At 70.7% G+C, this 25,795-nt stretch carries 27 protein-coding genes; 15 read left to right on the top strand and 12 right to left on the bottom strand.

The window, feature by feature from the left end:
• Positions 1–76 precede the first annotated feature (76 nt).
• The 5 genes from BMX29_RS03310 to BMX29_RS03290 all read left to right on the top strand — a co-directional run bounded on the left by BMX29_RS03310 (position 77) and on the right by BMX29_RS03290 (position 5,706).
• A complete protein-coding gene (locus tag BMX29_RS03310; protein WP_092810384.1) occupies positions 77–1,297 on the top strand; it encodes an ABC transporter substrate-binding protein in 1,221 nt (406 codons plus the stop codon).
• A gap of 239 nt (positions 1,298–1,536) precedes the next feature.
• On the top strand, positions 1,537–3,411 hold the full coding sequence (locus tag BMX29_RS03305; RefSeq protein ID WP_092810382.1) for an ABC transporter permease: 1,875 nt from the start codon (positions 1,537–1,539) through the stop codon (positions 3,409–3,411).
• Complete coding sequence (locus tag BMX29_RS03300; protein ID WP_092810380.1) at positions 3,408–4,184, top strand: ABC transporter ATP-binding protein; 777 nt, start codon at positions 3,408–3,410, stop codon at positions 4,182–4,184. The genes BMX29_RS03305 and BMX29_RS03300 overlap by 4 nt, the downstream gene beginning before the upstream one ends.
• Positions 4,185–4,194: 10 nt before the next feature.
• Positions 4,195–4,905, top strand: a complete 711-nt coding sequence (locus tag BMX29_RS03295) for an ABC transporter ATP-binding protein (protein WP_092810378.1) — start codon at positions 4,195–4,197, stop codon at positions 4,903–4,905.
• Between the two features lie 42 nt (positions 4,906–4,947).
• Complete coding sequence (locus BMX29_RS03290) at positions 4,948–5,706, top strand: lysozyme family protein (RefSeq protein ID WP_092810376.1); 759 nt, start codon at positions 4,948–4,950, stop codon at positions 5,704–5,706.
• A 384-nt stretch (positions 5,707–6,090) separates the two neighbouring features.
• On the opposite strand, the gene truB is transcribed toward BMX29_RS03290, so the two are convergent.
• From truB to BMX29_RS03245, 9 genes are all read right to left on the bottom strand, one after another.
• The gene (truB, locus tag BMX29_RS03285; RefSeq protein WP_092810374.1) at positions 6,091–6,993 is read right to left on the bottom strand and encodes a tRNA pseudouridine(55) synthase TruB; all 903 of its coding nucleotides are present in this window, start codon (positions 6,991–6,993) and stop codon (positions 6,091–6,093) included.
• 51 nt (positions 6,994–7,044) lie between these two features.
• Positions 7,045–8,430: an MATE family efflux transporter gene (locus BMX29_RS03280; RefSeq protein ID WP_092810372.1), complete on the bottom strand. Its 1,386-nt coding sequence runs from the start codon at positions 8,428–8,430 to the stop codon at positions 7,045–7,047.
• Between the two features lie 87 nt (positions 8,431–8,517).
• Entirely contained in the window at positions 8,518–8,715 is a 198-nt protein-coding gene (locus BMX29_RS03275; protein ID WP_043842986.1) for a Trm112 family protein, read from the bottom strand.
• Complete coding sequence (locus BMX29_RS03270) at positions 8,712–9,359, bottom strand: LON peptidase substrate-binding domain-containing protein (RefSeq protein ID WP_043842988.1); 648 nt, start codon at positions 9,357–9,359, stop codon at positions 8,712–8,714. Before BMX29_RS03270 ends, BMX29_RS03275 begins: the two co-directional genes overlap by 4 nt.
• Before the next feature lie 28 nt (positions 9,360–9,387).
• Positions 9,388–10,320: a thioredoxin gene (trxA, locus tag BMX29_RS03265; RefSeq protein ID WP_092810370.1), complete on the bottom strand. Its 933-nt coding sequence runs from the start codon at positions 10,318–10,320 to the stop codon at positions 9,388–9,390.
• 120 nt (positions 10,321–10,440) lie between these two features.
• Positions 10,441–11,229 carry an exodeoxyribonuclease III gene (gene xth / locus BMX29_RS03260; RefSeq protein ID WP_092810368.1) on the bottom strand — a complete coding sequence of 263 codons (789 nt, stop codon included), beginning with the start codon at positions 11,227–11,229 and terminating at the stop codon, positions 10,441–10,443.
• Between the two features lie 71 nt (positions 11,230–11,300).
• A complete protein-coding gene (locus BMX29_RS03255) occupies positions 11,301–12,338 on the bottom strand; it encodes a succinylglutamate desuccinylase/aspartoacylase family protein (protein WP_092810366.1) in 1,038 nt (345 codons plus the stop codon).
• An 88-nt stretch (positions 12,339–12,426) separates the two neighbouring features.
• Positions 12,427–13,083: a peroxiredoxin gene (locus BMX29_RS03250; RefSeq protein ID WP_043842994.1), complete on the bottom strand. Its 657-nt coding sequence runs from the start codon at positions 13,081–13,083 to the stop codon at positions 12,427–12,429.
• A 267-nt stretch (positions 13,084–13,350) separates the two neighbouring features.
• On the bottom strand, positions 13,351–14,304 hold the full coding sequence (locus tag BMX29_RS03245) for an L-threonylcarbamoyladenylate synthase (RefSeq protein ID WP_092810364.1): 954 nt from the start codon (positions 14,302–14,304) through the stop codon (positions 13,351–13,353).
• A gap of 68 nt (positions 14,305–14,372) precedes the next feature.
• Here BMX29_RS03245 and BMX29_RS03240 point away from each other — a divergent pair, with 68 nt between their 5' ends.
• From BMX29_RS03240 to BMX29_RS03220, 5 genes are all read left to right on the top strand, one after another.
• Entirely contained in the window at positions 14,373–14,864 is a 492-nt protein-coding gene (locus BMX29_RS03240) for a GFA family protein (protein ID WP_043842996.1), read from the top strand.
• 122 nt (positions 14,865–14,986) lie between these two features.
• Positions 14,987–16,702: an acyl-CoA dehydrogenase gene (locus BMX29_RS03235; RefSeq protein WP_092810362.1), complete on the top strand. Its 1,716-nt coding sequence runs from the start codon at positions 14,987–14,989 to the stop codon at positions 16,700–16,702.
• A 362-nt stretch (positions 16,703–17,064) separates the two neighbouring features.
• Positions 17,065–18,102, top strand: a complete 1,038-nt coding sequence (locus BMX29_RS03230) for an MBL fold metallo-hydrolase (RefSeq protein WP_092810360.1) — start codon at positions 17,065–17,067, stop codon at positions 18,100–18,102.
• A gap of 115 nt (positions 18,103–18,217) precedes the next feature.
• Positions 18,218–18,352, top strand: a complete 135-nt coding sequence (locus tag BMX29_RS03225; protein ID WP_043843001.1) for an aa3-type cytochrome c oxidase subunit IV — start codon at positions 18,218–18,220, stop codon at positions 18,350–18,352.
• Between the two features lie 13 nt (positions 18,353–18,365).
• Positions 18,366–18,989 carry a hypothetical protein gene (locus BMX29_RS03220; RefSeq protein ID WP_092810358.1) on the top strand — a complete coding sequence of 208 codons (624 nt, stop codon included), beginning with the start codon at positions 18,366–18,368 and terminating at the stop codon, positions 18,987–18,989.
• A 17-nt stretch (positions 18,990–19,006) separates the two neighbouring features.
• Here BMX29_RS03220 and BMX29_RS03215 read toward each other — a convergent pair whose 3' ends face one another.
• A complete protein-coding gene (locus BMX29_RS03215) occupies positions 19,007–19,345 on the bottom strand; it encodes an AzlD domain-containing protein (RefSeq protein ID WP_043843003.1) in 339 nt (112 codons plus the stop codon).
• Positions 19,342–20,055 (bottom strand): AzlC family ABC transporter permease, encoded by a 714-nt coding sequence (locus BMX29_RS03210; RefSeq protein WP_092810356.1) that lies wholly within the window; start codon positions 20,053–20,055, stop codon positions 19,342–19,344. The genes BMX29_RS03215 and BMX29_RS03210 overlap by 4 nt, the downstream gene beginning before the upstream one ends.
• A 49-nt stretch (positions 20,056–20,104) precedes the next feature.
• Between BMX29_RS03210 and fdhD the strand changes: the two genes are divergently transcribed.
• The 5 genes from fdhD to BMX29_RS03185 are packed head-to-tail and all read left to right on the top strand — an operon-like array spanning position 20,105 to position 24,639.
• Complete coding sequence (gene fdhD, locus BMX29_RS03205; RefSeq protein WP_043843006.1) at positions 20,105–20,992, top strand: formate dehydrogenase accessory sulfurtransferase FdhD; 888 nt, start codon at positions 20,105–20,107, stop codon at positions 20,990–20,992.
• Entirely contained in the window at positions 20,989–21,411 is a 423-nt protein-coding gene (locus tag BMX29_RS03200) for a cytidine/deoxycytidylate deaminase family protein (RefSeq protein WP_051487447.1), read from the top strand. The genes fdhD and BMX29_RS03200 overlap by 4 nt, the downstream gene beginning before the upstream one ends.
• A complete protein-coding gene (gene mobA / locus BMX29_RS03195; protein ID WP_092810354.1) occupies positions 21,408–22,034 on the top strand; it encodes a molybdenum cofactor guanylyltransferase MobA in 627 nt (208 codons plus the stop codon). Before BMX29_RS03200 ends, mobA begins: the two co-directional genes overlap by 4 nt.
• Entirely contained in the window at positions 22,031–22,522 is a 492-nt protein-coding gene (mobB, locus tag BMX29_RS03190; RefSeq protein ID WP_092810352.1) for a molybdopterin-guanine dinucleotide biosynthesis protein B, read from the top strand. Before mobA ends, mobB begins: the two co-directional genes overlap by 4 nt.
• Positions 22,519–24,639, top strand: coding sequence for a molybdenum cofactor synthesis domain-containing protein (locus BMX29_RS03185; RefSeq protein WP_092810350.1), 2,121 nt, complete (start codon positions 22,519–22,521; stop codon positions 24,637–24,639). Before mobB ends, BMX29_RS03185 begins: the two co-directional genes overlap by 4 nt.
• A 133-nt stretch (positions 24,640–24,772) precedes the next feature.
• Here BMX29_RS03185 and BMX29_RS03180 read toward each other — a convergent pair whose 3' ends face one another.
• Positions 24,773–25,789: an NADP-dependent oxidoreductase gene (locus BMX29_RS03180; RefSeq protein WP_092810348.1), complete on the bottom strand. Its 1,017-nt coding sequence runs from the start codon at positions 25,787–25,789 to the stop codon at positions 24,773–24,775.
• Positions 25,790–25,795 lie beyond the last annotated feature (6 nt).

Genomic DNA, 25,795 nt, shown 5'->3' with positions numbered 1-25,795 from the left:
TTCCAGCCCGGTATCCGGCCCGGACCGCCCCGTCGCGGACCGCCGCCACCGGGCCGCGCAAAACGGGAGTTTGCCGATGCACCGCAAGACAGTCCTGACCGGCCTCGCCGGGCTCGTAGCCGCCGCCGCGCTGGGCATTGCCGGGCTGCCCGCCGCCGCGCAGGACGGCGAGCCGATCAAGATCGGCGAGATCAACCACTTCACCCGTCTGCCTGCCTTCGCCGAGCCCTACCGCACCGGCATCGAGATGGCGGTCGAGGAGATCAACGCCGAGGGCGGCGTGCTGGGGCGGCCGCTGGAGTTCGTGTTCCGCGACGACCAGGGCGAGCCGGGCGAGGCCATCCGCATCGCCGAAGAACTGATGACCCGCGAGGGCACGGTGATGCTGACGGGCGCGATCCTGTCGAACGTGGGCCTTGCGATCTCGTCGCTCGCGGACCGGCGCGAGTGGGTCTACCTCGCCTCCGAGCCGCTGGCCGATGCGATGGTCTGGAGTCAGGGCAACCCGTGGACCTTCCGCCTGCGCCCTTCGACCTACATGCAGGCTGCGATGCTCGCCGAGGCGGCCGCCCAAACCGACGCGGTGACCTACGCGACGATCGCGCCCAACTACGCCTACGGCAAGGACGCGGTCGCGGCCTTCAAGGAGGTGCTGACCGAACTGAAGCCCGAGGTGGAGTTCGTGGCCGAGCAGTGGCCCGCGCTTTTCGGCATCGACGCGGGCGCCGAGGTCCAGGCGCTCGAGCGCGCCAAGCCCGATGCGATCTACAACGTGACCTTCGGCCCCGACCTGCCCAAGTTCGTGCGCGAGGGCACCACCCGCGGGCTCTTCGAGGGCCGCGAGGTGTTCGGCCTTCTTTCGGGCGAGCCGGAATACATGGAGCCGCTCGGTGACGAGGCCCCCGAGGGTTGGACCGTGACCGGCTACCCCTGGTACGACTTCGAGGGCGACGCTAACGCCGAGTTCGTATCAGCGTACCAGGAGTTCGCGGGCGAGTCGCCGAAGAACGGCTCGCTCGTGGGATACTCGACCGCGAAGTCGGTCGCCGCCGCGATCGAGAAAGCAGGCTCCACCGAGAGCGACGCGATCCGGCAGGCCTTCGAGGGGCTGGAGGTCGCGGTCCCGGCCGGCGACATCACCTACCGCGAGATCGACAACCAGTCGACGCTGGGCGCCTGGGTCGGCACCACGGCGCTGCGGGACGGCGGTGGCGTGATGGTGGACTGGAGCTACAAGAACGGCGCGGACTACCTGCCCGACGACGAGACCGTGCAGGAACTGCGTCCCTCGGAGTAAGCCGGCGCGGGCGCGGCACGGACCCGCGCCCGGCCCGATGCCCAACCCTCTGGTCGGATCCCGAACCGACGCGCGGGGTGTCTCCGCCGCAAGTCCGGGCATGGCCCGGCCCGGCGGGCACGCCGCAGGGCGAAACCTCGGCGCCGGCCTTTCCCCCGGCCCGCCAAGCCGCTAACCCGGACCAGACCGCGCCGCGCCCGTCCGGGCCGCGGCCCCGACCGGACCGGAGACCACGCCCGATGGGTCTGATCCTCGCCCAGCTCCTCACCGGCCTCGCCAACGCCGGGGCGCTGTTCATGGTGGCGTCCGGGCTGTCGCTGATCTTCGGCGTCACGCGCATCGTCAATTTCGCCCACGGCTCGTTCTACATGCTGGGTGCCTATGTCGGCTATTCGCTGATGCAGGTTCTGCCGGGCGCCGTTGGCTTCTGGGGGGCGATCCTGCTTTCGGGTCTCGTCGTCGGCCTGATCGGTGCGCTGGTCGAGGTGATCGTCCTGCGGAGGGTCTACGCCGCGCCCGAGCTCTTTCAGCTCGTCGCCACGTTCGGGGTGATCCTCGTGGTGCAGGACCTCGCGCTGGCGATCTGGGGGCCGACCGACCTGCTCGGGCCCCGGGCGCCGGGCCTGCGTGGCGTCGTCCGGGTGATGGGCGAGCCGGTGCCGCAATACGATCTTGCCCTGATCGCGATCACGCCGGTGGTGGCGCTGGCGCTGTGGTATCTCATTGCCCGCACCCGCGTGGGTGTGCTGGTGCGCGCCGCAACGCAGGACCGCGAGATGGTCGCGGCGCTCGGCGTGAACCAGCGGTGGCTCTTCACCGGCACGTTCTTCCTCGGCTGTGCGCTGGCCGGCCTCGGCGGCGCGCTGCAGCTGCCCAAGGGTGGGGCGGACCTGCTGATGGACTTCACCATTCTCGCGCAGGTCTTCGTGGTCGTGGTGATCGGCGGCATGGGGTCGTTGCCGGGGGCGCTGCTCGCATCGGTCCTGATCTCGGTGCTCAACGTCTTCGGGGTGTCCTACCTGCCGCAGTCTACGCTGGTGCTGATGTACGTGGTGATGGTCGCGGTGCTCATGTGGCGGCCCTTCGGCCTGCTGGGCCGGGCCGAGGTCGCCGGTGAACTGGGACAGGTCGGCGCGCCCGAGGAGCCGATCCGTCCTGCCGGCTGGCCGATCCGCGCGACCGTGGCGGCGGCGCTGGCGGTGCTTGCCGCCCTGCCGTTCTGGGGCAGCCCGTTCTCGGTGGTCCTGGCGACCGACATCCTCATCTTCTGTCTCTTCGCCGCCTCCCTGCACATGCTGATCGGGCTGGGGGGACTCGTGTCCTTCGGCCATGCCGCCTTCTGGGGAGGCGGCGCCTACGTGGCCGCCCTGCTCGTGGCCCGTCTCGACGTGCCGATGGAGGTCGCGATGCTGGCCGCGCCGGTGGGCGCGGGCCTCGCCGCGCTTGCCGTGGGCTGGATTGCCCTGCGCGCCAGCGGTGTCTATTTCGCCATGCTGACGCTTGCCTTCGCGCAGCTGCTCTGGAGCCTTGTGCTGCAATGGGGGGCGGTCACCGGAGGGGACGACGGCATAGTGGGCGTCTGGCCGGCGGACTGGGCCTCGGGCAACACCGCCTATTTCTACCTCGCGCTGGCGCTTTCGGTGGGCGGCATCCTCGCGCTGCGACACATGGCCCACGCGCCACTGGGCTACGCCCTGCGCGCCGCGCGCGACGCGCCGCTCCGGGCCGAGGCGACCGGCCTGCACACCCGTCGCCTGCAACTCGTGGCCTTCGCGCTGGCGGGTACGCTCGCGGGCCTCGCGGGCGGGCTCTTCGTGTTCTCCAAGGGCTCGGTCTTTCCCAACGAGCTGGAGATCTCGCGCAGCTTCGACGCCCTGATCGTGGTGTTCCTCGGGGGCGTGAAGACCCTCTCGGGCGGATGGGTTGGCGGCGCGGTGTTCGAAAGCGCCGAGGACCTGCTGACCCGCTTCGCGTTCTGGCGCCTGACGCTGGGCCTTCTCATCATCGCCGTTGTCATCGTGGCGCCCGAGGGCATCGTCGGCGCGGCGCGCGGGCTCGCGCGGCGCGCGGGGCTCACCCGTGACGCCGACCCGGCGCGGGAGGATGCGCGATGACCCCGATCCTCGAGGTCCGCGACCTGTCGCGCCATTTCGGGGCGATCCGCGCCGTGGACGGCGTGTCGTTCCGCCTTGCCCCCGGGGAAATGCTCGCGCTGATCGGGCCGAACGGCGCGGGCAAATCCACCTGCTTCGACATGCTCATGGGCCAGACCGACCCGACCTCGGGCCAGGTTCTGCTCGACGGGCGCGACATCAGCGGCTGGCCCGCGCGGCGCGTGTGGCGCGCAGGGGTGGGGCGGACCTTCCAGGTGACGGCGACCTACGGCTCCATGCGGGTGGTCGAGAACGTGCAGACCGCGCTCATGTCGCATCACCGCCGGTCCTTCGCCGCATGGCCCCGGTTCCGCCGGCTCTACCGCGACGAGGCGATGGCGCTGCTGGAGCAGGTGGGCATGGCCGACCAGGCCGGGCGTCCGGCAGCGGTGCTGGCCTACGGCGATCTCAAACGGCTCGATCTTGCGATGGCACTGGCGCACGGGCCGCGCCTTCTGCTGATGGACGAACCCACCGCCGGCATGGCCCCGGCCGAGCGCGCCGCCCTTATGGAACTGACGGCCGGGATCGTCGCGCGGCAGGGCATGGCGGTCCTTTTCACGGAACACGACATGGAGGCTGTCTTCGGCCATGCCCACCGCGTGCTGGTCCTGAACCGGGGGGAGATCATCGCCGACGGCCCGCCCGAGGCGATCCGCGCCGATGCCCGCGTGCAGGAGGTCTATCTCGGCGGCGGGGCCGAGGCGCTGGCGGCGGAGGCGCGCGATGGCTGAGGGGGCCCCCATGCTCGAGGTCGCGGACATCGCGACATTCTACGGCCGCGCGCAGGTCCTGGACGGGGTGAGCTTTTCGGTCGCGCCCGGAGAGGTCGTGGCGCTTCTGGGCCGGAACGGCGCGGGCAAGACCACGACGCTCAAGTCGATCATCGGTCTGGTCCCGCCGCGCGCCGGGCGGGTGACGTTCCGAGGGCAGGAGATCACCGGCTGGCCCTCCTACCGGATCGCGCGGGCGGGTCTCGGCTACGTGCCCGAAGAGCGGCGCATCTTCACCCAGCTCACCGTGGCCGAGAACCTCGAAGTCGGCCGCCAGCCGCCGCGCGAGGGTGCGGTCGGCTGGTCCGAGGACGCGCTGTTCGAGCTGTTCCCGAACCTCGCCGAGCGGCGCGGCAATCTTGGCAAGGCGCTGTCGGGCGGGGAGCAGCAGATGCTGACCATCGCGCGCACGCTGATGGGCAACCCGGCGCTCGTCCTGCTGGACGAGCCGTCCGAGGGGATTGCACCGGTGATCGTGGCGCAGATGGCCCGCGCGGTGCGGCGGCTCAAGGCCGAGGGCCTGACCGTGGTCCTGTCCGAGCAGAACCTCGCCTTCGCCCGCGCGGTGGCCGACCGGGCGGTGATCCTCGACCACGGACGGGTTCGGTTCGATGACAGCTTCGCCGCGCTCGACGCCCGCCCCGAGGTCCGCGACGCGCATCTTTCCGTGTCCGGCGCGTAGACCGGAAACCGGATGTGAACCTTCGGCTGCGATGACCGGGGCATGGCTCTCCATCTCCCGCGACTCGACCGTCTTCTTCCGGTGCTGTTGGTCCTTGGCTTGCTGTGTCCGCCCGGGGCGATGGCCAACCAGCTATCCCTCGCCGCCCTGACATCGGGGCGCGCGGCGGCGCTGGTCTCTCCGCCGGAAAAAGGCGGCGGAACGGCCGCGGGGGGCAGCCTGTTTGCCGATCGCGCGGCGGCGGGGCTGTTTGCGCCCCCGCCGCGGCGCGACACGACGGGACGCGTCCGGCGCGCGCCGTGGGGCGGAATCGGTCCCGGCGGGTCGATTGCGGACCGACTGCGCCATCTCATCGCGCGGGCGGAGGCCGGGCGCGACGGCTACGACGCCGTGCAGCACGGGGCGCGCGGGAAGCCTCCGAAGCCGCCCACCCGCATGACGCTGGCCGAGATCGAGGCATGGACCCGCGCGACGCCCGGCCAGCCGCACGCCATCGGACGCTATCAGTTCATCCCCGCGACCCTGCGCCGCCTCGTGCGGGAGGAAGGACTGTCGCCCGCGACGATGTTCACCCCGGCGGTGCAGGACCGCCTCGGCGATCGTCTGCTGGCCGAGGCCGGGCTGGCCGAGGCAATGACCGGACGACTGCCGCGGAGGACCTTCATGCACAACCTCGCGAAGATATGGGCGGGACTGCCCACCGCGACCGGCCGCTCGCACTACCACGGATACGCTGGCAACGCGGCCACGATGACCTGGGCCGAGTACGAGGCCGAAATGGCGCGCATACTGCCGGGGTGAGGGGCGGTGCGGTCCGGGTATGCCCGGGTCGTTCGCTGCATCGTCGCAGTGGTTCCACAAGGGCGCGCCGGGGGCGGATACCGTTGACCGGTAGGGAGGGCTGGCGCGAGGCGGGACCCCCGCCATGCCTCAGACCTGAGAAGCTGGTCTGTCGCAGAGGGGTTCTAACTGCGGTTCGATTGGACCGGTGCCCGCCGGTTCCGATGCGGGCGCACCGGAACCCTCCGGGTTGTCAATCGCCAGTGGATCACCGACCGAACTGAGAGAGCATGGGCACACGGCGCCCGGCAAACAAGCCCACGAAGAAACACCGTTCGACACGGCCCGTCGAACCCACGGGTCATCCGACGGCCAAGCGCCGAAGGGTGCCGCGCCGCGCTGATCCTAGCGGAAGACCCGGACCGGGTGCAGCTCGCCTCCCTTGTAGCGGCCGACCGCCACCGCGCGCCCGTCGAGCGAGGCCCAGCATTCCTCGCCGTAGTCGAGGTCGCTGGCGATCACCATCCCGGGGTTGCCGTTGCGCAGGCGCACCGCGGACTCGGCGGTGCAGCGCGCCTCTGGCAGATCGGAAAGACCAGCCTCGACGGGCAGCAGGTAGTCGTCCAGCTCCGGCGACTTGGCCAGGGCCTCGATCTTCTCGAACGAAATGCTTTCGGAGGCTTCGAACGGCCCTGACCACACGCGGCGCAGCGACAGGACGTGTCCCAGGCACCCAAGTTTTTCGCCGAGGTCCCGCGCGATGGCGCGCACGTAGCCGCCCTTGCCGCAAACCATTTCCAGCTCGACGTGATCCACGTCGGGACGGCCGATCATGGTCAATTCCTCGACCCAGAGCGGGCGGGCGGCGATCTCGACCTCCTCGCCTTCGCGGGCCTTGGCATAGGCGCGTTCGCCGTCGATCTTCACAGCCGAGAATTGCGGCGGCACCTGCATGATCTCTCCGACGAAGGCGTGCAGCGCCTCCTTGATGTCGTCATCGCCGGGCCGTGTTTCCGAGGTCGCGATCACTTCGCCCTCGGCATCGTCGGTGTTCGTCGCGGCGCCCATGGTCACGGTGAAGCGGTAGGCCTTGAGCGCGTCGGTGATGTAGGGAACGGTCTTGGTCGCCTCTCCGAGGGCCACCGCCAGCACCCCGGTCGCCGCGGGATCGAGGGTGCCCGCGTGCCCGGCCTTCTTGGCCGACAGCGCCCAGCGGACCTTGTTCACCACCGCCGTCGAGGTCAGCCCGGCCGGCTTGTCCACGACCAGCCAGCCCGAAATGTCGCGCCCCTTCCGCGTGCGTCCCATGATGTCCTCCTGTCGGCAGAGCGGGCGACGTAGCGAAGCCGCCGCGGCCTGTCAATTCGCCGCAGGAGAGCGCCCGCGCGGCGCCCCGCCGATCCAGGCCGAGGGCGCCAGAAGCCCCACCCGGCTGCACAGGGCCACGGCGGCGACCGCCGCCGCCAGGTTCGCCGCAAGCGCCGCGCCGAGGATGCCGCCGTAGCCCAGAAGGCTCACCCCGGCCCAGGCGCCCGGCACGTAGACCAGCGCGATGCGGCCGAGGCTGAGGCCGAGCGAGTGCATCGGCTTTTCCCGCGCGTTCATCGCGGCGTTCGCGGTCACGAGGATGCCGTAGCCGAAGAATCCGATCGACACCCAGCGCAGGTAATCGGCCGAGTAGGACACCGCCTCCATCCCGTCGGTCATCCAGACCGAGACCGGGCGCGCCAGCAGCCACATGGCAAGGCAGGTCGCCGCGCCATAGGCCACGCAGAACAGGAAGGTCAGCCGCACCGTGGTGCGGGCGCGGTCGTGATGCCCGGCGCCCCAGGCCTGTCCAACGACCGGGCCGATCCCGGCGGACAGCGCCAGCATCGGAAGGAACAGCAACGACTGCACCCGGGTCGCCGCGCCGAAGCCGCCCACCGCAGCGTCACCCACGACGGCCACGGCGGCGGTTACCAGAGCCATGCCTGCGGGGTTGATCGCGTTCGACAGGGCCGAGGGCACGCCGATACGTCCGATCCGCCGGGCCGATGCCGGAAAGCTCCCAAGCCCCGCACGCGAGATGTCCATGCGCCCCGACCGGATCGCAAAAACGAGGATCGCCACGAACGCCAGCGCCCGGGCCGTCGCCGTGGCGATACCGGCGCCCGCGATGCCCAGCTCGGGCACCGGGCCGAGGCCGAAGATGAACAGTGGATCGAGCGCCACGTTCAGCACCGACTGGCCGACCATGGCGGCCGCGGCGAACTCGGAATGACCGCCCGCCCGGAACACGCTGTTGAGCGCCTGCGCCGAAACGAGGAACGGGAAGCCGAGGCACCACCACGGCATGTAGGCGAGGATCGCTTCGAGAACCGCGCCCTCGGCGCCGAGCACACCGAACAGCAGCCCTGACGTGGACCAGACGATCAGCGCCGCGATCATCGCGAGACCGCCGGCCATGATCAGCGCGTGCTGCGCCAGCGCGGCGCTGTCGCGGTCGTCGGCGGTCTCGCCCAGACGCTGGCTGACCACGGCACTGACGCCTGCGCCGAGTCCGATCGACAGCGACGTGATCGCCACGATCACCGGATAGACGAAACCGATGGCGGTCAGCTCGGTCTCGCCCGTGCGGGCGAGGAAGAAGCTGTCGGCGAGGCCCACCGACATGACCCCGAGGATGCCGATGGCCATGGGCGCGCTCACCGTCCAGAGCGCACGCGCAGGGGTCATGTCGTTGAGGTCGCGTGTCTGGCTCATCGCGGGGCTCCGGCCGAAAAAGCGAAGGCCCGCGCGACGTCTGCGCGGGCCTGCATGGTCCGGGGGCGAGCTAGGGCGCGGGTCGCCTCAGTCGAGGATGCGCGCCTCGTCGCGCAGCATCACCGGGATGCCGTCGCGGATCGGGTAGGCGAGGTTGGCGCGCTGGCTGACCAGTTCCTGACGCTCGGCGTCGTAATCGAGCCGCCCTTGAGAGACCGGGCAGACCAGCGCCTCGAGCATTCGGCGGTCGAACGGCGTGTGCGGCTCGTGCACGGGATCGGTCATTGCAGCGGGCCTTCTCCGGTCTCTCCGCCGCCGCGGAGGGTGTATTCGATGAGGGTCACGAGCGTTTCGCGACGCGTCGACAGCGAGGGCGCCTCGAGAAGCGCCTGCTTTTCCTCGGCATCGAAGTCCAGAAGCATCGACAGCGAGTTGATGAGCAGTTCGTCATCGGCCTCCTTCAGCGTCGCCCAGTCCGCCGACAGCTCGCGCGCCGAGAAGTACTTGTCGAGGAGCTTGAGGAACGACTCGCGGCCGAACTCGGTGTCGTGTTCCGGCTTGCCACGGTCTGCCTCGAACCCGGCCCAGTCGACCTCGCACCGGCGATAGGGCGTGAACCCGTCGATCTCGCGCTGTACGCGGAACCGAGAGATGCCGGTCAGCGTAATCATGTACCTGCCGTCCTCGGTTTCCGAGAACTGGGTGAGGCGCCCGGCACAGCCGATCTTGTGCAGGGCCTTCTCGTTCCTCGGGGTCGGGGCAGGCTGGACCATGCCGATCAGGCGGGATTCGGTTTTCAGACAGTCGTCGAGCATCGCGAGATAGCGTGGCTCGAACAGGTGCAGCGGCAGCCGGGCTCGCGGCAACAGCAGCGCGCCCGGAAGCGGGAATACGGGGATCGTGTCCGGCAGATCTGGGAGGCGGCTCATGCCAAGCCCAGCTAGCCCGGTGGCGGTATCAGGCAAATATCATCGAGGACAATTTGCGCCGACCGTTCAACACGATGGGATCGTTCGGTTTGAGAGCGTCAAACACCGTGAAAAGCTGGGTTTTCGCAGCCTCGTCGTTCCACGTCCGGTCCCGGCGGAAAAGCTCCAGCAGCTGATCCACGGCCTCTTCCGTGCGGCCCGCCGCCTGAAGCGCCAGCGCGTAGTCGTATCGCGCCTGGTGATCCGCGGGGTCGGCCTCGACCTTTGTCTGGAGGTCGGCCAGCGGGCCGGCGTTCTCGGCCTGCCGGGCCAGCGCGATCTGCGCGTGCGCGGCCTCGAGTTCCGGCGTGGTGGCAATCTCGGCGGGTGCACCATTCAGCACCGCCTCCGCCTTGTCCACGTCGCCCATCTCGATCAACGTCGCGACGATACCGGCATAGGCGCGGGGGTTCTTCTCGTCCTCGCCCAGCACGGCTTGGTAGATCTGAAGCGCATCGTCAGTCTGCCCGGCCTCGCGCATCTCTTCCGCCGCGGCGAGCGCGTCATCGAGACCGTTGGAGGAGTCGCCGGCCGCTCCGCCGCCCTGCTGGGCGACACGATCCACGAAAGCCTTGATTTCGGACTGAGACACCGCGCCCTGGAAGCCGTCGATCGGCTGGCCCTGGTAGAAGGCGTAGACGGTGGGGATCGACTGGATCCGCAGTTGCGCCGCGATCTGCTGCGCCTCGTCCACGTTGACCTTGGCCATCTTGACCGCGCCATTGGCCGCCTTGACTGCATCCTCCAGCATCGGCCCAAGCGTCTTGCAGGGGCCGCACCACGGCGCCCAGAAGTCCACGATCACCGGGACCTGCTGGCTGGCCTCGACCACGTCCTGCATGAACGTCATCTCCGAGACGTCCTTGATGTGCTCCGAGCCGCCGCCCTGAGGCTGGCTCTGCGATCCGCCGAGTTCGATCATCGCGTCTGTCCTTCAATGGCCGGTGGCGACATCACGTCGCTGTTGGTGGGGTAGATGGCTTAGCCGATGGGCTCTTGCAAGGGCGGCGCCCGACGCAGGGGGTCGCGCGCCGCCCAGACCTCACAGATCGAACGTCGCGAAGACCGGGGCGTGGTCCGACGGTTTCTCCCAGCCGCGGACGTGGCGCAGGATGCGGCTGGAGTGCGCGGCCCCGGCGATGTCGGGCGTGGCCCAGACGTGATCGAGCCGGCGGCCCTTGTCGGCGGCGTCCCAGTCGCGCGAGCGATAGGACCACCACGAGTAGAGCTGTCCCTCGGGGATGTCCTTCCGGGTGACGTCGACCCAGCCGCCGGCTTCCTGCGCGGCGGTCAGCGCCTCGACCTCGACGGGAGTGTGCGAGACGACCTTGAGCAGTTGCTTGTGCGACCAGACGTCGTCCTCGCGCGGGGCGATGTTCAGGTCCCCGACGAGGATCGACTTTTCGGGGCGGCTGTCGGCGAAATGGGCGCGCATGTCGGCGAGGTAGTCGAGCTTCTGACCGAACTTTTCGTTCTTCTCGCGGTCGGGCACATCGCCGCCTGCCGGGACATAGAAGTTGTGGACGACGACACCGTTCTCGAGACGCGCGGCCACGTGGCGGGACTGCTTGAGGCCGGCGAAGTCGAAATCGCCCGCGTCCTCCAGCGGCACCTTCGACAGGATCGCCACGCCGTTGTAGCCCTTGTCGCCGCGGGCGACCATGTGGGCATAGCCCGCCTCGCGGAAGGTCTCGGCGGGGATCTTGTCCACCGGGCTCTTGCACTCCTGCATGCAGAGAACGTCCGGCCCCTCATCGCGCAGGAGGTCGGCGACGAGGCCCGCGCGCAGGCGGACCGAGTTGATGTTCCACGTGGCGAGGGTGAACGGCATGGGGCCTCCGGGTCTCTCGGGTGTCGCGCGGGGTATGGACCGCGCCGCGTGGCGCGTGCAACCCGGCCGCCTCAGATGATCTCGTCCTCGTCGAAGAGGGCCGGGGCGTCCAGCAGGTGCGCCAGCTCGCGTTCGGCGGCCTCGGGCGCGACCTCGCGGGCGGGCTGCGCGATGTGGAAAAGCGCGTCCCCCTCATTGACCACAGGCAGGTTCGTGCGCCCGATCACCACGCCGTCGCTCTGTGCGGTGACCTCGTGGTCGACGTCGCCGAACGGGTCCGAGACGACACCCAGCACGGCCCCTTCCTCGACGTAGTCGCCGCTGGCCTTGAGCGTCCGGAGAAGCCCGCCCGAAGGTGCGCGCACCCAGCCGGACCGTTCGCAGAAGACCGGCTGGGCGCGCATCCGGGGCACGCCGCGCGGGCCGATCATGTTGAGCGCGTGCATCACCCGCAGGATTCCCGCGACACCGGCCCGCGCCGCGAACTCGTCGAAGCGCAGGCCCTCGCCCGCCTCGTAGAGCAGGACGTCCACGCCCGCTTCCTCGGCGGCGCCGCGCAGCGAACCGTCGCGCACCTTCGACAGAAGCGACACCGGCGCGGCGAAGGCATCGCCCAGCCGGCGCAGCCGCGCGTTGCCGGGGGTCAGGCGGATCTGCGGCAGGTTGGTGCGGCCGACGGCGGCCGAGTGCAGGTCGATGCCCACGTCGCAGCGGCGCACGACCTCGGTCAGGAACAGGTCGGCCAGGCGACCGGCGAGAGAACCCTCGGCCGAGCCTGGAAAACAGCGGTTCAGATCGCGCCGGTCGGGCAGGTAGCGCGACTGGTTGAGGAAACCGAACGAGTTGACGATCGGCACGGTGACCAGCGTGCCCGACAGCCGCGCCACGGGGGCCGCGCGCAGGAGCCGGCGGACGATCTCGGCGCCGATCACCTCGTCGCCGTGGATCGCGGCGGAGACGAACATCGCAGGTCCCGGCTTGCGGCCGTGGATCACGTGCGCGGAAAGCGTCACGGGCGTGTGGTCCGACAGCACCGAGACCGGCAGCTCGACGGTCTGGCGCGTGCCGGGGGCGATCTCGGCGTCGCCGATCTGGAACGGTGCGGGCATCGGCTGTCCTGGGAAGCGGTCGGGCGCGCACCTGCGGCGCGCATGAAAAAGGGCGCGGAGCCGATGCCCCGCGCCCTTTTCTGGAAGATCAGCTCGGCAGCTTGGCCATACGCAGGTACGGCAGCACCGTCTGGTACTGACCGAACCGGTTTGCCGCATCTTCCGCCGAGACCGTCGCCGGGATCACGACGTCATCGCCGACAGTCCAGTTGGCAGGCGTGGCCACGCCGTACTCGGCCGCGGTCTGAAGGCCGTCGAGCGCGCGCAGCACCTCGGCGAAGTTACGACCCACGTTCATCGGGTAGGTCATGATGAGCTTCACCTTCTTGTCCGGGCCGATGATGTAGACGGCACGCACGGTGGCGGTGTCGTTCGGGGTCCGGCCGTCGGGCAGGTAGGCTTCGGCGGGCAGCATGTCGAAGGCCTTGGAAACCGCGAGATCGCTGTCGGCCACGATCGGGAAACCGGCCTTGGCGCCCTTGCTCACCACCTCGATGTCGGACTTCCACTTGCGGTGGTCGTCGACCGAGTCGACCGAGATGCCGAGCGGCTTGGTGTTGCGCTTGGCCCATTCGTCGGCCAGCTGCGCCACGGCGCCGAACTCGGTGGTGCAGACCGGCGTGAAGTCCTTGGGGTGCGAGAAGAAGATCGCCCAGCCGTCGCCCACGAACTCGTGCAGGGAGAAGGTGCCGGCGTCGGTCTCGACGGTCAGGTCGGGGATGGTGTCGTTGATGCGCAGGGACATGCGGTCCTCCGTTCGCTGAAATGCCTGTCCGCTACTTATGAACATTTTCGGCCTTTGACAGCCCCCGGCGGGGCAGACCCCGTTTGCGCCAGGGCCCGCCCGGTGCGCGGGACGGCGCCCGCGGGACGCCTCCGGCGGGAGTATTTGGGACGAGAAGAAGCGGCTCGCGCCGGGCGCGGGCGGAGCCGTCCGGAGGCCTCCGGACACGGTATGCCTTGCCGGGAAGATGACCGGCGAACGGGTTGGCCTGCGCCGGGGGAGCGTCGTCTAGCGGGGCGCTGCGGCGCGCGTGAGGCGGTCGTTGATGGCAGCGCCGAGACCCGTCTGCGGGATCGGCGACACGGCGATGGTCTGCGGTCCGCCTGCGTCGAGGGCGTGAAGATGTGCGAAGAGATTGGCGGCGGCCTCGCGCAGGTCGCCTGCCTTGGACAGGTTGAGGTCGCAGTCGACGGGCCCGAATCCCAGCCGCGCCTCGCCCGGGCGCCACGCGGTCGCCTCGAGCCGAAGGCCGGCGTCGGGCGCGTAGTGCGAGACGATCTGCCCGGGGGCGGAGATCGCGGCGTCCTCCGCCCGTGCTGCAACCGGCCCGCCCAGCGTGGCTGCGAGGGCGTCCGCGGAGACCGCGCCGGGCCGCAGGAGCATCGGCGCGCCGGCAAGGCCGAGGATCGTCGATTCGAGGCCGACCTCGGAGCCGCCGCCTTCGAGCACCGCGGCGATGCGCCCGTCGAGCGTGTGCAGGACATGGTCGGCCCGCGTCGGGCTGATCCGGCCCGAGCGATTGGCCGAGGGCGCGGCCACGAGGCGCCCGGTGGCGCGCAGGAGCGCGCGGGCCACCGGATGGGCGGGCACGCGCACCGCCAGGGTGTCGAGACCCGCGGTCACCAGCTTCGAGACGCGCGCGCCGGCGCGCAGCGGAAGCACCAACGAGATCGGGCCCGGCCAGTGGGCGGCGGCGACGCGTCCGGCCGCCTCGGGCCACTCCACCAGCGCGCGGGCCGCATCGACATCGGGCAGGTGCACGATCAGCGGGTTGAATTGCGGGCGGTCCTTGGCGGCGTAGATGCCCGCCACGGCATCGTCGTTGGTGGCGTCCGCACCGAGCCCGTAGACCGTCTCGGTGGGGAAGGCGACCTGCCGGCCGGCCCGCAGCAGTTCGGCCGCCCGGGCGATGCCGGCGTCGTCGGCGCTCAGGCGCTGGGTCTTGGCGGGCGTGTCGGGCATCGGGGCATACAGGCTGGAACGGACATGGTAGGCAGGGCGCGGGGCACGCCGCCCCGGCGAGGATCGACATGACGCAATCCGTCCCGGAATGGAACCTGCCCTGGCACGGGGCGTGCCGCTGCGGCGCCGTCACCCTGCGGATCGGGGCGCCGCCGATCCTGACCATGGCCTGCCATTGCCGCGGCTGCCAGAAGATGACGGGCGGCGCGTTCTCCCTGTCGGTGGCGATTCCCGAGGCGGGCTTTGCCGCGGAGGGCGCGACGCCGGTGCGGGGCGGCGCGCGCACCGAGGGGCAGAACCACATGCACTGCCCGGAGTGCCTTTCGTGGATCTTCACGACGTTCGACGCGCCCTACGGCTTCGTCAACGTGCGTGCGACGATGCTGGACGAGGCGGCGCAGCTCGCCCCCTTCGTCGAGACCCAGACCGACGAGAAACTGCCGTTCGTCCACCTCGATACGCCGCTGTCGTTTCCGCGCTTTCCGGACATGGACGAGATCGGGGAGGCCTCGCGCCGCTACGCCGACGAGGCGCCGCGCCCGGGGCCGCGGGAGACCTGAGCGCGCTCTGACGCGACGTTCCGGCCGTGCCCGGGCGCGTCGGGACGCCGCGTCCCGGCTTGCCGGATCGTCTCCGCCGGGCCACGCTGTGCCGACCCGACCGAGCCGATGGAGGAGACCTCATGCCCTACCGCGCCCCCGTGGACGAGTTCCGCTTTCTCTACGCGCACGTGGTCGACCTGGCCGCGCTCGCCGGCACCGAGCGCTTTGCCGAGGCCACGCCCGAGACCGTCGAGGCGATCCTGACCGAGGCCGGGCGGCTCTGCGAGGAGGTCCTCGCGCCCACCCGTCGTGCGGGCGACACCGACCCGGCGCGTCTCGAGAACGGTGTGACGCGCACCTCCGAGGGCTTCGACGCCGCGTATGGCGCCATCGCCGAGGGAGGATGGGTTGCGATCTCGGCCGATCCCGAGCACGGCGGCATGGGCCTGCCGATGGCGCTGACCACCGCGGTCAACGACATGGTATCGTCTGCCAACCTCGCGCTACAGCTCAACCCGATGCTGACACAGGGCCAGATCGACGCGCTCGAGGCGCATGCCTCGGACGAGCTGAAGGCGCTCTACCTGCCGAAGCTGATTTCGGGCGAGTGGACCGGGACGATGAACCTGACCGAGCCGCAGGCCGGTTCGGACGTGGGCGCGCTGCGTACGAAGGCCGAACCGAACGGCGACGGCACCTACGCGATCACCGGGCAGAAGATCTACATCACCTGGGGCGATCACGACCTCACGCCGAACATCTGTCACCTCGTGCTGGCGCGGTTGCCCGACGCGGCGCCGGGCACGAAGGGGATCAGCCTCTTCATGGTGCCCAAGTACCTGCCCACCGAGGACGGCGGTCCGGGGCCGTTCAACAACGTGCGGACCGTGTCTCTCGAGGAAAAGATGGGCATCCACGGCTCGCCCACGGCGGTGCTGGACTACGACCGCTCCACCGGGTGGCTGGTCGGGCCCGAGAACGGCGGCATGAAGGCGATGTTCACAATGATGAACAACGCGCGGCTCGGTGTCGGCGCGCAGGGGATCGGTGTCGCGGAAGGCGCGTTCCAGCACGCGCTGGCCTACGCCTTGGACCGCAGGCAGGGCGCGTCGAAGGTCGAGAACGCCACCGGCTCCATCGTCGATCATGCCGACGTGCGCCGGATGCTGACCACGATGAAAGCAGACATCTTCGCGGCGCGCGCGATCGCCCTGATGTGCGCCGTGGCGCTCGACCGCGCGCGGTCCGGCGGGGGGGAAGACTGGGCGGCGCGGGCCGCGTTCCTCACGCCGATCGCCAAGACCTTCGGGACCGAGACAGGCATGGCGGTCGCCGACATGGGCATCCAGGTCCACGGCGGCATGGGCTATGTCGAAGAGACCGGCGCGGCGCAGTTCCTGCGCGACGTTCGTGTGACGGCGATCTACGAGGGCACCAACGGCATCCAGGCGATGGATCTCGTGGCGCGCAAGATGGCGGACGGCGGCGAGGCGGCCTTCGCCATGCTCGACGAGATCGAGAGCTTCGCCGAGACCGCGCGCGAGCGGATGCCCGACCTCGCGGCCCCGGTCTGGGAGGCGGCCGAGACCCTGCGCGAGACCGTGGAATGGCTGGTGGCCCAGGACGACCTCAATGCGCGGTTCGCCGGTTCGGTGCCGTTCCTGATGGGCTTTGCCCGCGTGCTGGGCGGTCACGCGCACCTGATGGCGGCGATGGCCGATCCCGAGGGCCCGCGCGCGCGGCTGGCGCGGTTCTACATCACGCGGCTCCTGCCGCAGCACGCCGGTCACCTGGCCCACGCGCGCGCCGGGGCCGAGGATCTCTACGCGGTGTCGCCGGACGACCTCGCGGCCTGAGCGCTCTTGGCCGCCGCCGGGCAGACCGGCGGCGGCTGTCTGCGTGGCGGGGACAGGGTGCCTCCGGCGGGGATATTCCTTCCAACTAAGACCCTGCGGGCGTTCTGGGGCGGTTTCGGCTCGCCGGTGCCCCGTTGTGTGCCGGGCGGCCGCGTCCGTCGCTGATAGGCGGAACATGGGCGGCGGCGACCGGGCCTCCGGCGGGTGCATTTTGAAAGATGACGCTCGACGCGGTGCGACGCGGAGGGACGTCCCGACGCTGCGCCACAGGGCGGCGCGGGTTGCCTCTCGGGGCCCGCGCGCGCATGGTCGCGCGACCTGCCGGCCCCGCACGCCGGCGCGACGATCCGACGAGGACCTTCATGGACGGCACACGCAACGGTATCCGGTATCCCTGGTCAGAGCCGCCGGCCGAGGGCGCGGCCATCGAGGTGGCGCCGGGCGTTCTGTGGATGCGCCTGCCGCTGCCGATGAAGCTCGACCACGTGAACGTCTACGCGCTCGACGAGGGTGACGGCTGGACCCTGATCGACACCGGCTTCCGGTCCAACCGGGGCGAGCGTCTGTGGCAGGCGCTGCTCGACGGGCCGCTGGCCGGCAAGCCGGTGACGCGCGTGGTGGTCACCCATCACCACCCGGATCATGTGGGCATGGCCGGCTGGTTCCAAGAGCGCGGCGCCACGCTGGTGACCACGCGGACCGCGTGGCTGTTCGCGCGGATGCTGCTTCTCGATGAGCAGGACCGGCCCGCCGAGGAGACGCTAGACTACTGGCGGCGCGCGGGCATGGACCCCGCGATCCTCGCCCAGCGATCCGAGGAGCGGCCGTTCAACTTCGCCGACGTGGTCCACCCGATGCCGCTCGGCTTTCGCCGGGTGCGGCAGGGCGACACCATTCGCATGGGAGGGCGCGACTGGGACGTGCACATCGGCAACGGTCATGCGCCCGAGCACGCGACGTTCTGGAGCCGCGACGACGATCTCGTCCTCGGCGGCGACCAGCTGCTGCCGTCGATCAGCCCGAACATCGGGGTCTACGCCACCGAGCCCGAGGCGGATCCCGTGGCTGAATGGCTCGAGGCCTGCGAGCGGCTGGCGGCGCTGGCGCGGCCGGAGCACCTGGTTCTCGGAGGGCACAAGCTGCCGTTCACCGGGCTGCCCACGCGGATGCGCCAGCTGATCGACAACCACCATGGCGCGCTCGACCGCCTGCACACGCACCTCGCCGAGCCGCGCGCGGCGGGCGAGTGTTTTCCACCGCTCTTCAAGCGCAAGATCGGCGCGGGCGAATACGGCCTCGCGCTGGTCGAGGCGATGGCCCACTGCCTGCACCTGTGGCACACAGGCCGCGCCACCCGGACCGTGCGGGACGACGGGGCCTGGGTGTTCCGGGCCTGCTGAACCGAGGCCCGGTCGCGCGGCGACAAACGCGTGTTGCGGCGCTTCGCCCTCGTGACAGGTGGTTGGAAACCGGCTAGAGACCGTTCCCGAACACGACACTGGAAGGACCCGATCCATGGCAGAGCACAAGCACGGTCAGATGGACATCAGCGACCACGAGAAGACCTTTGCGGGCTTCGTGACCTGGACCACGCGCGCCGGGATCGTCATCGTGGCGATCGCCATTTTCCTCGCGATCTTCGGCACCTGATCCGCGCCACGTGATGCACAGACGTCTTTTTCTCGTGTCCGCGGCTTCGGCCGCGGGCCTGGCCGGCTGCGGCATGCCCGAGTCGGGCCCGGATGCCACGCCCGATGCGGTTTCCCGGGCGGCCTACCGGTTCGACGGCCCGCCGGCGATCACGCTGTTCACCATGGTCTCGAACGAGAACGGTGACGGCGCGCACACCTCGATGATGATCAATGCCTCGCAGCGCGTGGTGTTCGACCCGGCGGGCTCGGTCAGCCACCCCCGGATGATCGAACGCGGCGACGTGATCTACGGCATGACGCCCGAGCTGGCCGAGCTCTACGAAGGGGCCCACGCGCGCGAGACCTACCACGTGATCGTTCAGCGCCGCGAGGTGCCCGCGCCGGTCGCCGAGAAGGCGCTGCGGCTCGTGATGGAGAACGGCCGGGTGGGGCAGGCCTTCTGCACGCAGTCGACTTCGCGCATCCTGCGCCAGCTCGACGGGTTCGAGACCATCCGCCCGACATTCTTCCCGCTGTCGCTCAAGCGCCAGTTCGCGCGCCTGCCCGGCGTGACCGAGCGCACGCGCTACGAGACCGACGCCGATGACAAGAGCCGCGCCGTCGACGCCTTTTTCGAAGAGCGCAGCGGAAGCTGAGCCGACGCCGCGCGCGTCTAGCTGAATAGCCAGAGCCCGAAGCCGAGCGTGGCCGCGCCGGTGATCATCGCGGCCAGCACGTTGCGGAACGAGAAGGCGACGGCAAAGGTCGCCAGCGCCGCGAACAGGCGCACCGGGTCAGGCTCGCCATCGGTCGCGGCGGGCCAGACCACCAGCGGCGCCACAAGCGCGGGCAGGATCGCCGCGGCGGTATAGCGCAGGTGGCGCAGCACCCAGGGCGGCAACGCCCGGTCGCCGATGAGGCCCAGGAACACGATCCGCAGCGCGAAGCTGCCGATCCCGAGGCCGAAGATCACGATCCAGAGCGTGGAGGTGGCGATCTCGTTGCCGTTCATGCCGGTTCCTCCTCTCGCTCCATCCGCTGTTCGACCTGCGCGCCCGCGATCATGCCGGCCAGCCCGCCGACGATGAGGCCGAGGTTGAACGGCAGGCCCGCCGCCAGCAGCGCGACCACCGCGCCGGTGAAGGCGGCGGCCATGTGCGCCGGCGTGCGCAGCATCGGTCCGACCATGGCGAGGAAGGCGATCGGCACTGCGAAATCGAGCCCGAAATCCGTGGGGATGGCGCTGCCCGCCCAGGCCCCGATGAGCGTCGAGATATACCACGGGAAACAGACAGGCGTGACCGTGCCCATGAAGTAGCGGAACTTCTCGGCGGCGCTCCAGGGGCTGCGTTCGAAGTTGAGGGCCCCCAGCGCGTAGGTCTGATCGACGAGGAAGTAGGCCACGAAGCACCGCTTCCACAGCGGCAGGTGACCGAGATGCGGCGTCATGGACGCGGAGTACATGGCCATGCGCAGGTTGATCGCCAGCGCCGAGGCCACGGCCACCAGCGTCGGGGCGTGATCGCTCATCAACTGGAGCGCGGTGAACTGGGCCGCGCCCGCGATCACCACGACTGAAAAGGACAGCGATTCGAAGATCGTCAGCCCCGCCTCGCGCGAGACCACGCCGAAGAGCAGACCGAACGGCCCGACGACCGCCAGGAAAGGCAGCGCGTCGAGGACGCCCTGCCGGTAAGGTGACTTTACGCCGCGCGCCGCCATCGCTACCCCTTTCATTCCATGCCATTCGCGTAGACCTCGGACGAGGGAGATGCAATTGACGGCCCGCCCTTACACGGACGACTACCTCCTGGCGCCGGACCCCGGCACGCCCGGCCTGACCCGCGCTGTCACCGGCACGGACCAGACCGGCGCACCGGTCGAGACGCAGGTGGTCGAGGAACGCCCGCTGACGATCTTCCTGAACGGCCAGGAGATCGTGACCGCGATGACCATCGGGGATCACCCCGACTACCTTGCCGTGGGTTTCCTGCGGAACCAGGGGATGCTGCGCGACGGCGAGGAGATCACCGGCATCTCCTACGACGAGGAGGTCGAGACCGTCGTGGTCCGCACCGCCTCGGCCACCACCTACGAAGAGAAGATGCAGAAAAAGACCCGCACGTCGGGTTGCGCGGTGGGCACCGTCTTCGGTGACATGATGGAGGGGCTGGAGGGCGTGCGCCTGCCCGACGCCGAGCTTCGGACCTCGTGGCTCTATGCCCTGTCGCGCAAGATCAACACGACGCCGTCGCTCTACCTCGAGGCCGGGGCGATTCACGGAACGGTCCTCTGCGAGCGTGACCGCCCGCTCGTCTACATGGAGGATGTCGGCCGCCACAACGCGGTGGACAAGGTCGCGGGCTGGATGGTGCTCGAAGGTGCGACGGCCGAGGACAAGATCCTCTACACCACCGGGCGGCTGACCTCGGAAATGGTCATCAAGTGCGCTCTCATGGGGATCCCGGCGCTGGCCTCGCGCTCGGGCTTCACCGCCTGGGGCGTCGAGATCGCCCGGCAGGTGAACCTGACCCTGATCGGGCGTCTGCGCGGGCAGCGCTTCGTCTGCCTCGCCGGCGAAGAGCGGCTGGTGCGCGACGCCGATCCGGCGGATGTACCTGACGAGGGCCGCAAGTCCCGCCGCAAGGCCGGCGCATGACAGGCCCCCGGCGTCCGGACCCGGCCCATGCAGCGGCCATCGAGGCGGCGCGGGCGTTCTCGGCCAGCCGCCAGCGGGGCGACTGGCACGCGGTGGCGGCCGTGGTGCTGACCGCGTCCGGGCGGCAGTATCTCGGGATCAACCTCGACAGCACCTTGCCGCGCGCCAGCATCTGCGCCGAGCCGGTGGCGCTGGGCATGGCGATGGCCGCTGACCCCGATGACCGGGTGACCTTCGTCGCGGCCGTCAACCGTCACGGGCGGGTGATCCCGCCGTGCGGCCCGTGCCGCGAACTGATGCTGGACTACGCGCCGGGCGCGCTGATCGCTGTCCCGGACGAGGCAGAGACGGGCTTTGTCACGCTGCCGATGCCGGCGCTGATGCCCACCGCCTACAAGCACGACCGGAGGAAGGAATGACCGCACCGCTGGGTGTCATCCTCGCAGGCGGCCGCGCCACGCGCATGGGCGGGGGCGACAAGGGCCTCTTGCCGCTGGGCGGAGCGACGCTTCTCGACCAGGTGATCGCGCGGCTGGCCCCGCAGGTCGCGGGCATGGCGCTCAACGCCAACGGAGACCCGGCGCGGTTCGCGGACTGGGGCCTGCCGGTCCTGCCCGACAGCGTGGCCGACTATCCCGGGCCGCTCGCCGGTGTCCTCGCCGGTCTTGACTGGGCGGCCGGGCAAGGGGCCGAGACCATCGTGACCGTCGCTGCCGATACGCCCTTCTTTCCGCGCGATCTGGTCGCCCGGCTTCAGGCGGAGTGCGGGGGCATGGACGCGCCGCTCGCGCTGGCGGCCACACCCGACCCGCGCCGTGGCACGGCCCGGCACCCGACGTTCGGCCTCTGGCCGGTCGCGCTGCGCGACGACCTGCGCGCGGCACTCGGGGACGGCGTCCGCAAGGTGGTGCTCTGGACCGACCGCCATGACGGGCGAGAGGCGCTGTTCGACGGACCCGGAGAGCCCTTCTTCAACGTCAACACGCCCGAGGACCTCGAGGCGGCGCAGGAGATGATCGCCGCTGGGGCGGGACGCGCATGAGGCTCTATGGCGTGACCGGCTGGAAGAACTCCGGCAAGACCGGCCTGATGGAGCGGCTGGTGACCGAGATCACCGGGCGTGGCTTTCGCGTGAGCACCATCAAGCACGCCCATCACAGCTTTGACGTGGACCAGGAGGGCCGCGACTCGTTCCGCCACCGCACTGCCGGGGCGCACGAGGTCATGCTGGCCTCGCGCAACCGCACCGCGCTGATGACCGAGCTGCGCGGCGAAGCCGAGCCGACGCTCGACACGTTGATCGCCCGCATGGCGCCGGTCGACCTGATCCTGATCGAGGGCTACAAGCGCGACCGGCACCCCAAGATCGAGGCCCATCGCGGCGAAACCGGGCAGCCGCTGATCGCGCCCGACGATCCGACGATCCGCGCGGTGGCGAGCGACTCGCGGCTGTCGCTCGACCGACCGGTCTTCGACCTGGACGACACCGCCGCCATCGCGGATTTCGTGCTGTCCGAGGTGGGGCTTTGACCGGCTTCGATACGGTCGTCGTGGTCGACTGGTCGGCGCGGTCGGCCCCGTCTCCGGCGCGGCCGGTGGCGGACGCGATCTGGATCGGCATCGCGCGGAACGGAGGCCCGGCGGAGGCCCGCTACTTCCGGACCCGCGCGGCGGCCGAGGCCGATCTCGTCGCGCTGTTCGAGGCCGAGCGCGCGGAGGGGCGGCGGGTGCTCGCGGGCTTCGACTTCCCCTTCGGCTATCCGCGCGGCTTCGCACGGGCCGTGACCGGTTCGGACGACCCCTTCGCGCTCTGGGCCTGGCTGGCGGACGCGGTCGAGGACGGGCCGGACAATGGCAACAACCGCTGGGACGTGGCGCGGACGCTGAACGGGCTGTTCCCGGGAACCGGGCCGTTCTGGGGCTGCCCGGCGGGCGAGGCCGACGCCGTTCTGCCCGCGCGCGGGACCGAGCGAGACGGCCATGGCATGCCGGAACGGCGGCGCGCCGAGGCCGATCTTCCGCGCGCGCAGCCGTGCTGGAAGCTCTACACCACAGGCTCCGTCGGCTCTCAGGCGCTGCTCGGGCTGCCGGTCCTCCAGCGCCTTCGCAGCCGTTTCGGCGCCGAGCTGACTGTGCCGCCGTTCGAGGCCGCGGGCAACGGCATCGTGCTGGCCGAGGTCTTCCCCTCGCTTATCGCCGGGGCCGTCGCCGCGCGCACCGGAGCGGACGAGATCAAGGACCGCGCCCAGGTGCGCGTGCTGGCCGAGGCGCTCGCGGCGCTGCCATCCGATGCGTTGGACGCCATGCTCGCCGAAGGCGACACAGAGGAGGGGTGGATCCTCGGGCTTGGCCACGAGGCGGCGCTGATCGAGGCCGCTGGCGCCCAACCGACCCTCGCCCCGCCGCCCTTGCGCGACGACTGTTTCGCGCTGCCCGCGGGGGTGGAGTGGACGCCGGTCGACACCGCGCTGGCCACGCTGCGGGATCGCTTGTCGCCCGTCGTCGCGGCCTCGAAAGTCCCGCTGGCCGAAGCGGCGGGCCGCGTCCTCGCCGCCGACCTGCACGCGCTGCGTCCGAACCCGCCCGAGGCCAACACCGCCGTGGACGGCTACGGCTTCGCCGCCGAAGCGGGGCAGGGGGAGGAGATCGTCTTGCCGCTGGTCGAGGGCCGCGCCGCCGCGGGTCGTCCGCTGGGCCGAGCGGTGCCGGCGGGCCATGCCGTGCGCGTGCTGACGGGCGCGGCGCTGCCCGAGGGCGTGGACACCGTGGTGCTTGACGAGGACACCCGCGCCGACGCCACCCGTGTGGCGTTCCGCGGGCCGGTGAAACCTCGCGCCAACACCCGCCGCGCGGGTGAGGATGTGCAGACCGGGGCGTGCGTGCTGCCCGGGGGCCGCGTACTAACCCCGGCCGACCTCGCGTTGGCGGCGGCATCCGGGCACGGCGCGCTGCCGGTGCGCGACCGCCTGCGGGTCGCGGTCCTGTCCACGGGCGACGAAATCCTCGAACCCGGAGAGCCGGTGGCCCCGGGCCAGATCCACGACGCCAACCGTCCGATGCTGCTGGCACTGGCGGACCGCTGGGGTCACGCGGGCCTCGACCTCGGGCGTGTCCCGGATGACCGCAACGAACTGCGCGCACGCTTCGATCGGGCGGCGGACGAGGCGCACGTCATCGTCACGTCGGGCGGTGCCTCGGCGGGCGACGAGGACCACGTCTCCGCGCTGCTGAAGGAGGCCGGTGCCATGCAGGACTGGCGCATCGCGCTCAAGCCCGGGCGGCCCCTCGCGCTGGGCCTCTGGAAGGGCGTGCCGGTCTTCGGGCTGCCGGGAAACCCGGTCGCGGCCTTCGTCTGCGCGCTGATCTTCGCGCGGCCGGCCTTCGCGCGCCTTGCCGGGGCCGAGTGGACCGCGCCGCAGGGCTTCGACGTGCCGGCGGCGTTCGAGAAGCGCAAGAAGCCCGGACGCCGAGAATATCTCCGCGCCCGCATCCGCGAGGGCCGGGCCGAGGTGTTTCCCTCCGAAGGGTCCGGCCGGGTCTCCGGCCTGTCGTGGGCCGAAGGACTGGTCGAGCTGCCGGACGGGGCACTGACGGTCACGCAGGGCGACCCGGTGCGCTACCTGCCGTTCTCGAGCTTCGGGTTGTAAGGGCGGCGAACCGGCCCCTTGCCGCAATCGCCAATCCAGAACGTCGAACCGCGGCGCCGGGATGCGCCGCGTTCCCGATGGCGACCCGCCGGGCGGCGGCCCGGGGACGCAGTCCCGGGACGCAACCGTCGCCTCACACGGCGACGATCTGCTTGCCGGTGTTGCCGCCCTTGAGCATGTCGAGGAAGGCCTGCGGGGCGGACTCGATGCCCTTGGCCACGTCCTCGCGCCATTCGATCTCGCCCTTGTTCACGCGCGGAGCCACGTCCGACTGGAACGCTCCGAACCGGTCCCAGTGGTCGGCGATGATGAAGCCTTGCACGGCCATCCGCTTCACCAGCAGCGTGCGCCAGAGCGCAGGCATCGTCGTCTGCACGTCGCCCGCGCCATCGTACCACGCGACCATGCCGCAGACCGGGATGCGCCCGAACGTGTTCATCAGCGGCAGCACAGCCTCGAGCGTCTTGCCCCCCACGTTCTCGAAGTAGATGTCGATGCCGTCGGGCGCGGCCTCGTCCAGCGCCTTGCGCATCTCGGAGACAGACCCGTAGGCGCGGTGATCGACCGCCGCGTCGAAGCCGTAGACCTCGCGCGCCATCTCGCACTTGTCGGCGCCCCCGGCGACGGCGACCGTCCGAAGCCCGTGCGCCTTCGCCAGTTGCCCGACCATCGAGCCGACCGGCCCGGTCGCGGCGCCGACGACAAGCGTCTCGCCGGCTTTCGGCTTGCCGATCTCGGTCAGGCCGAACCAGCCGGTGAAGCCCGGCATGCCAAGGACGCCCAGCACCGCCGTCGGCGGCACGCCGTCGGGGACCTTGGTCAGCTGTTCGGCGGGCAGGACCGCGTGGCTGGCCCAGCCGGTCATGCCGGTGACCACGTCGCCTTCGGACAGGCCGTCCGCGCGCGAGGCGATCACCCGGCCCACGCCCTGCGCGCCCATGGTCGCCCCCACGGCAACCGGCTCGGCGTAGCTCGGACCGTCGTCCATGCGCCCGCGCATGTAGGGATCGAGCGAGAAGTGATCGACCGCGACGAGCGCCTCGCCGGCGCCCGGCTCGGGGATGTCACCTGTCTCGAGCGCGAAATGCTCGGTTGTCGCGTCGCCCTGCGGGCGGCTGGCAAGGGTGATGCGGCGGAGTTGGTCGGCCATGCGTGC

It is taken from the genome of Roseivivax marinus (assembly GCF_900109705.1).
In the GTDB taxonomy this organism is placed as follows: Bacteria; Pseudomonadota; Alphaproteobacteria; order Rhodobacterales; family Rhodobacteraceae; genus Roseivivax; species Roseivivax marinus.
Note: the sequence above shows the minus strand (reverse complement) of the source record. Positions and strands in the feature narration are given on the sequence as shown.

Coding starts and splice junctions, on each gene's coding strand:
- BMX29_RS03310 (WP_092810384.1), top strand. CDS start 77: ATGCACCGCAAGACAGTCCTGACCGGCCTCGCCGGGCTCGTAGCCGCC.
- BMX29_RS03305 (WP_092810382.1), top strand. CDS start 1,537: ATGGGTCTGATCCTCGCCCAGCTCCTCACCGGCCTCGCCAACGCCGGG.
- BMX29_RS03300 (WP_092810380.1), top strand. CDS start 3,408: ATGACCCCGATCCTCGAGGTCCGCGACCTGTCGCGCCATTTCGGGGCG.
- BMX29_RS03295 (WP_092810378.1), top strand. CDS start 4,195: ATGCTCGAGGTCGCGGACATCGCGACATTCTACGGCCGCGCGCAGGTC.
- BMX29_RS03290 (WP_092810376.1), top strand. CDS start 4,948: ATGGCTCTCCATCTCCCGCGACTCGACCGTCTTCTTCCGGTGCTGTTG.
- truB (WP_092810374.1), bottom strand. CDS start 6,993: ATGGGACGCACGCGGAAGGGGCGCGACATTTCGGGCTGGCTGGTCGTG.
- BMX29_RS03280 (WP_092810372.1), bottom strand. CDS start 8,430: ATGAGCCAGACACGCGACCTCAACGACATGACCCCTGCGCGTGCGCTC.
- BMX29_RS03275 (WP_043842986.1), bottom strand. CDS start 8,715: ATGACCGATCCCGTGCACGAGCCGCACACGCCGTTCGACCGCCGAATG.
- BMX29_RS03270 (WP_043842988.1), bottom strand. CDS start 9,359: ATGAGCCGCCTCCCAGATCTGCCGGACACGATCCCCGTATTCCCGCTT.
- trxA (WP_092810370.1), bottom strand. CDS start 10,320: ATGATCGAACTCGGCGGATCGCAGAGCCAGCCTCAGGGCGGCGGCTCG.
- xth (WP_092810368.1), bottom strand. CDS start 11,229: ATGCCGTTCACCCTCGCCACGTGGAACATCAACTCGGTCCGCCTGCGC.
- BMX29_RS03255 (WP_092810366.1), bottom strand. CDS start 12,338: ATGCCCGCACCGTTCCAGATCGGCGACGCCGAGATCGCCCCCGGCACG.
- BMX29_RS03250 (WP_043842994.1), bottom strand. CDS start 13,083: ATGTCCCTGCGCATCAACGACACCATCCCCGACCTGACCGTCGAGACC.
- BMX29_RS03245 (WP_092810364.1), bottom strand. CDS start 14,304: ATGCCCGACACGCCCGCCAAGACCCAGCGCCTGAGCGCCGACGACGCC.
- BMX29_RS03240 (WP_043842996.1), top strand. CDS start 14,373: ATGACGCAATCCGTCCCGGAATGGAACCTGCCCTGGCACGGGGCGTGC.
- BMX29_RS03235 (WP_092810362.1), top strand. CDS start 14,987: ATGCCCTACCGCGCCCCCGTGGACGAGTTCCGCTTTCTCTACGCGCAC.
- BMX29_RS03230 (WP_092810360.1), top strand. CDS start 17,065: ATGGACGGCACACGCAACGGTATCCGGTATCCCTGGTCAGAGCCGCCG.
- BMX29_RS03225 (WP_043843001.1), top strand. CDS start 18,218: ATGGCAGAGCACAAGCACGGTCAGATGGACATCAGCGACCACGAGAAG.
- BMX29_RS03220 (WP_092810358.1), top strand. CDS start 18,366: ATGCACAGACGTCTTTTTCTCGTGTCCGCGGCTTCGGCCGCGGGCCTG.
- BMX29_RS03215 (WP_043843003.1), bottom strand. CDS start 19,345: ATGAACGGCAACGAGATCGCCACCTCCACGCTCTGGATCGTGATCTTC.
- BMX29_RS03210 (WP_092810356.1), bottom strand. CDS start 20,055: ATGGCGGCGCGCGGCGTAAAGTCACCTTACCGGCAGGGCGTCCTCGAC.
- fdhD (WP_043843006.1), top strand. CDS start 20,105: ATGCAATTGACGGCCCGCCCTTACACGGACGACTACCTCCTGGCGCCG.
- BMX29_RS03200 (WP_051487447.1), top strand. CDS start 20,989: ATGACAGGCCCCCGGCGTCCGGACCCGGCCCATGCAGCGGCCATCGAG.
- mobA (WP_092810354.1), top strand. CDS start 21,408: ATGACCGCACCGCTGGGTGTCATCCTCGCAGGCGGCCGCGCCACGCGC.
- mobB (WP_092810352.1), top strand. CDS start 22,031: ATGAGGCTCTATGGCGTGACCGGCTGGAAGAACTCCGGCAAGACCGGC.
- BMX29_RS03180 (WP_092810348.1), bottom strand. CDS start 25,789: ATGGCCGACCAACTCCGCCGCATCACCCTTGCCAGCCGCCCGCAGGGC.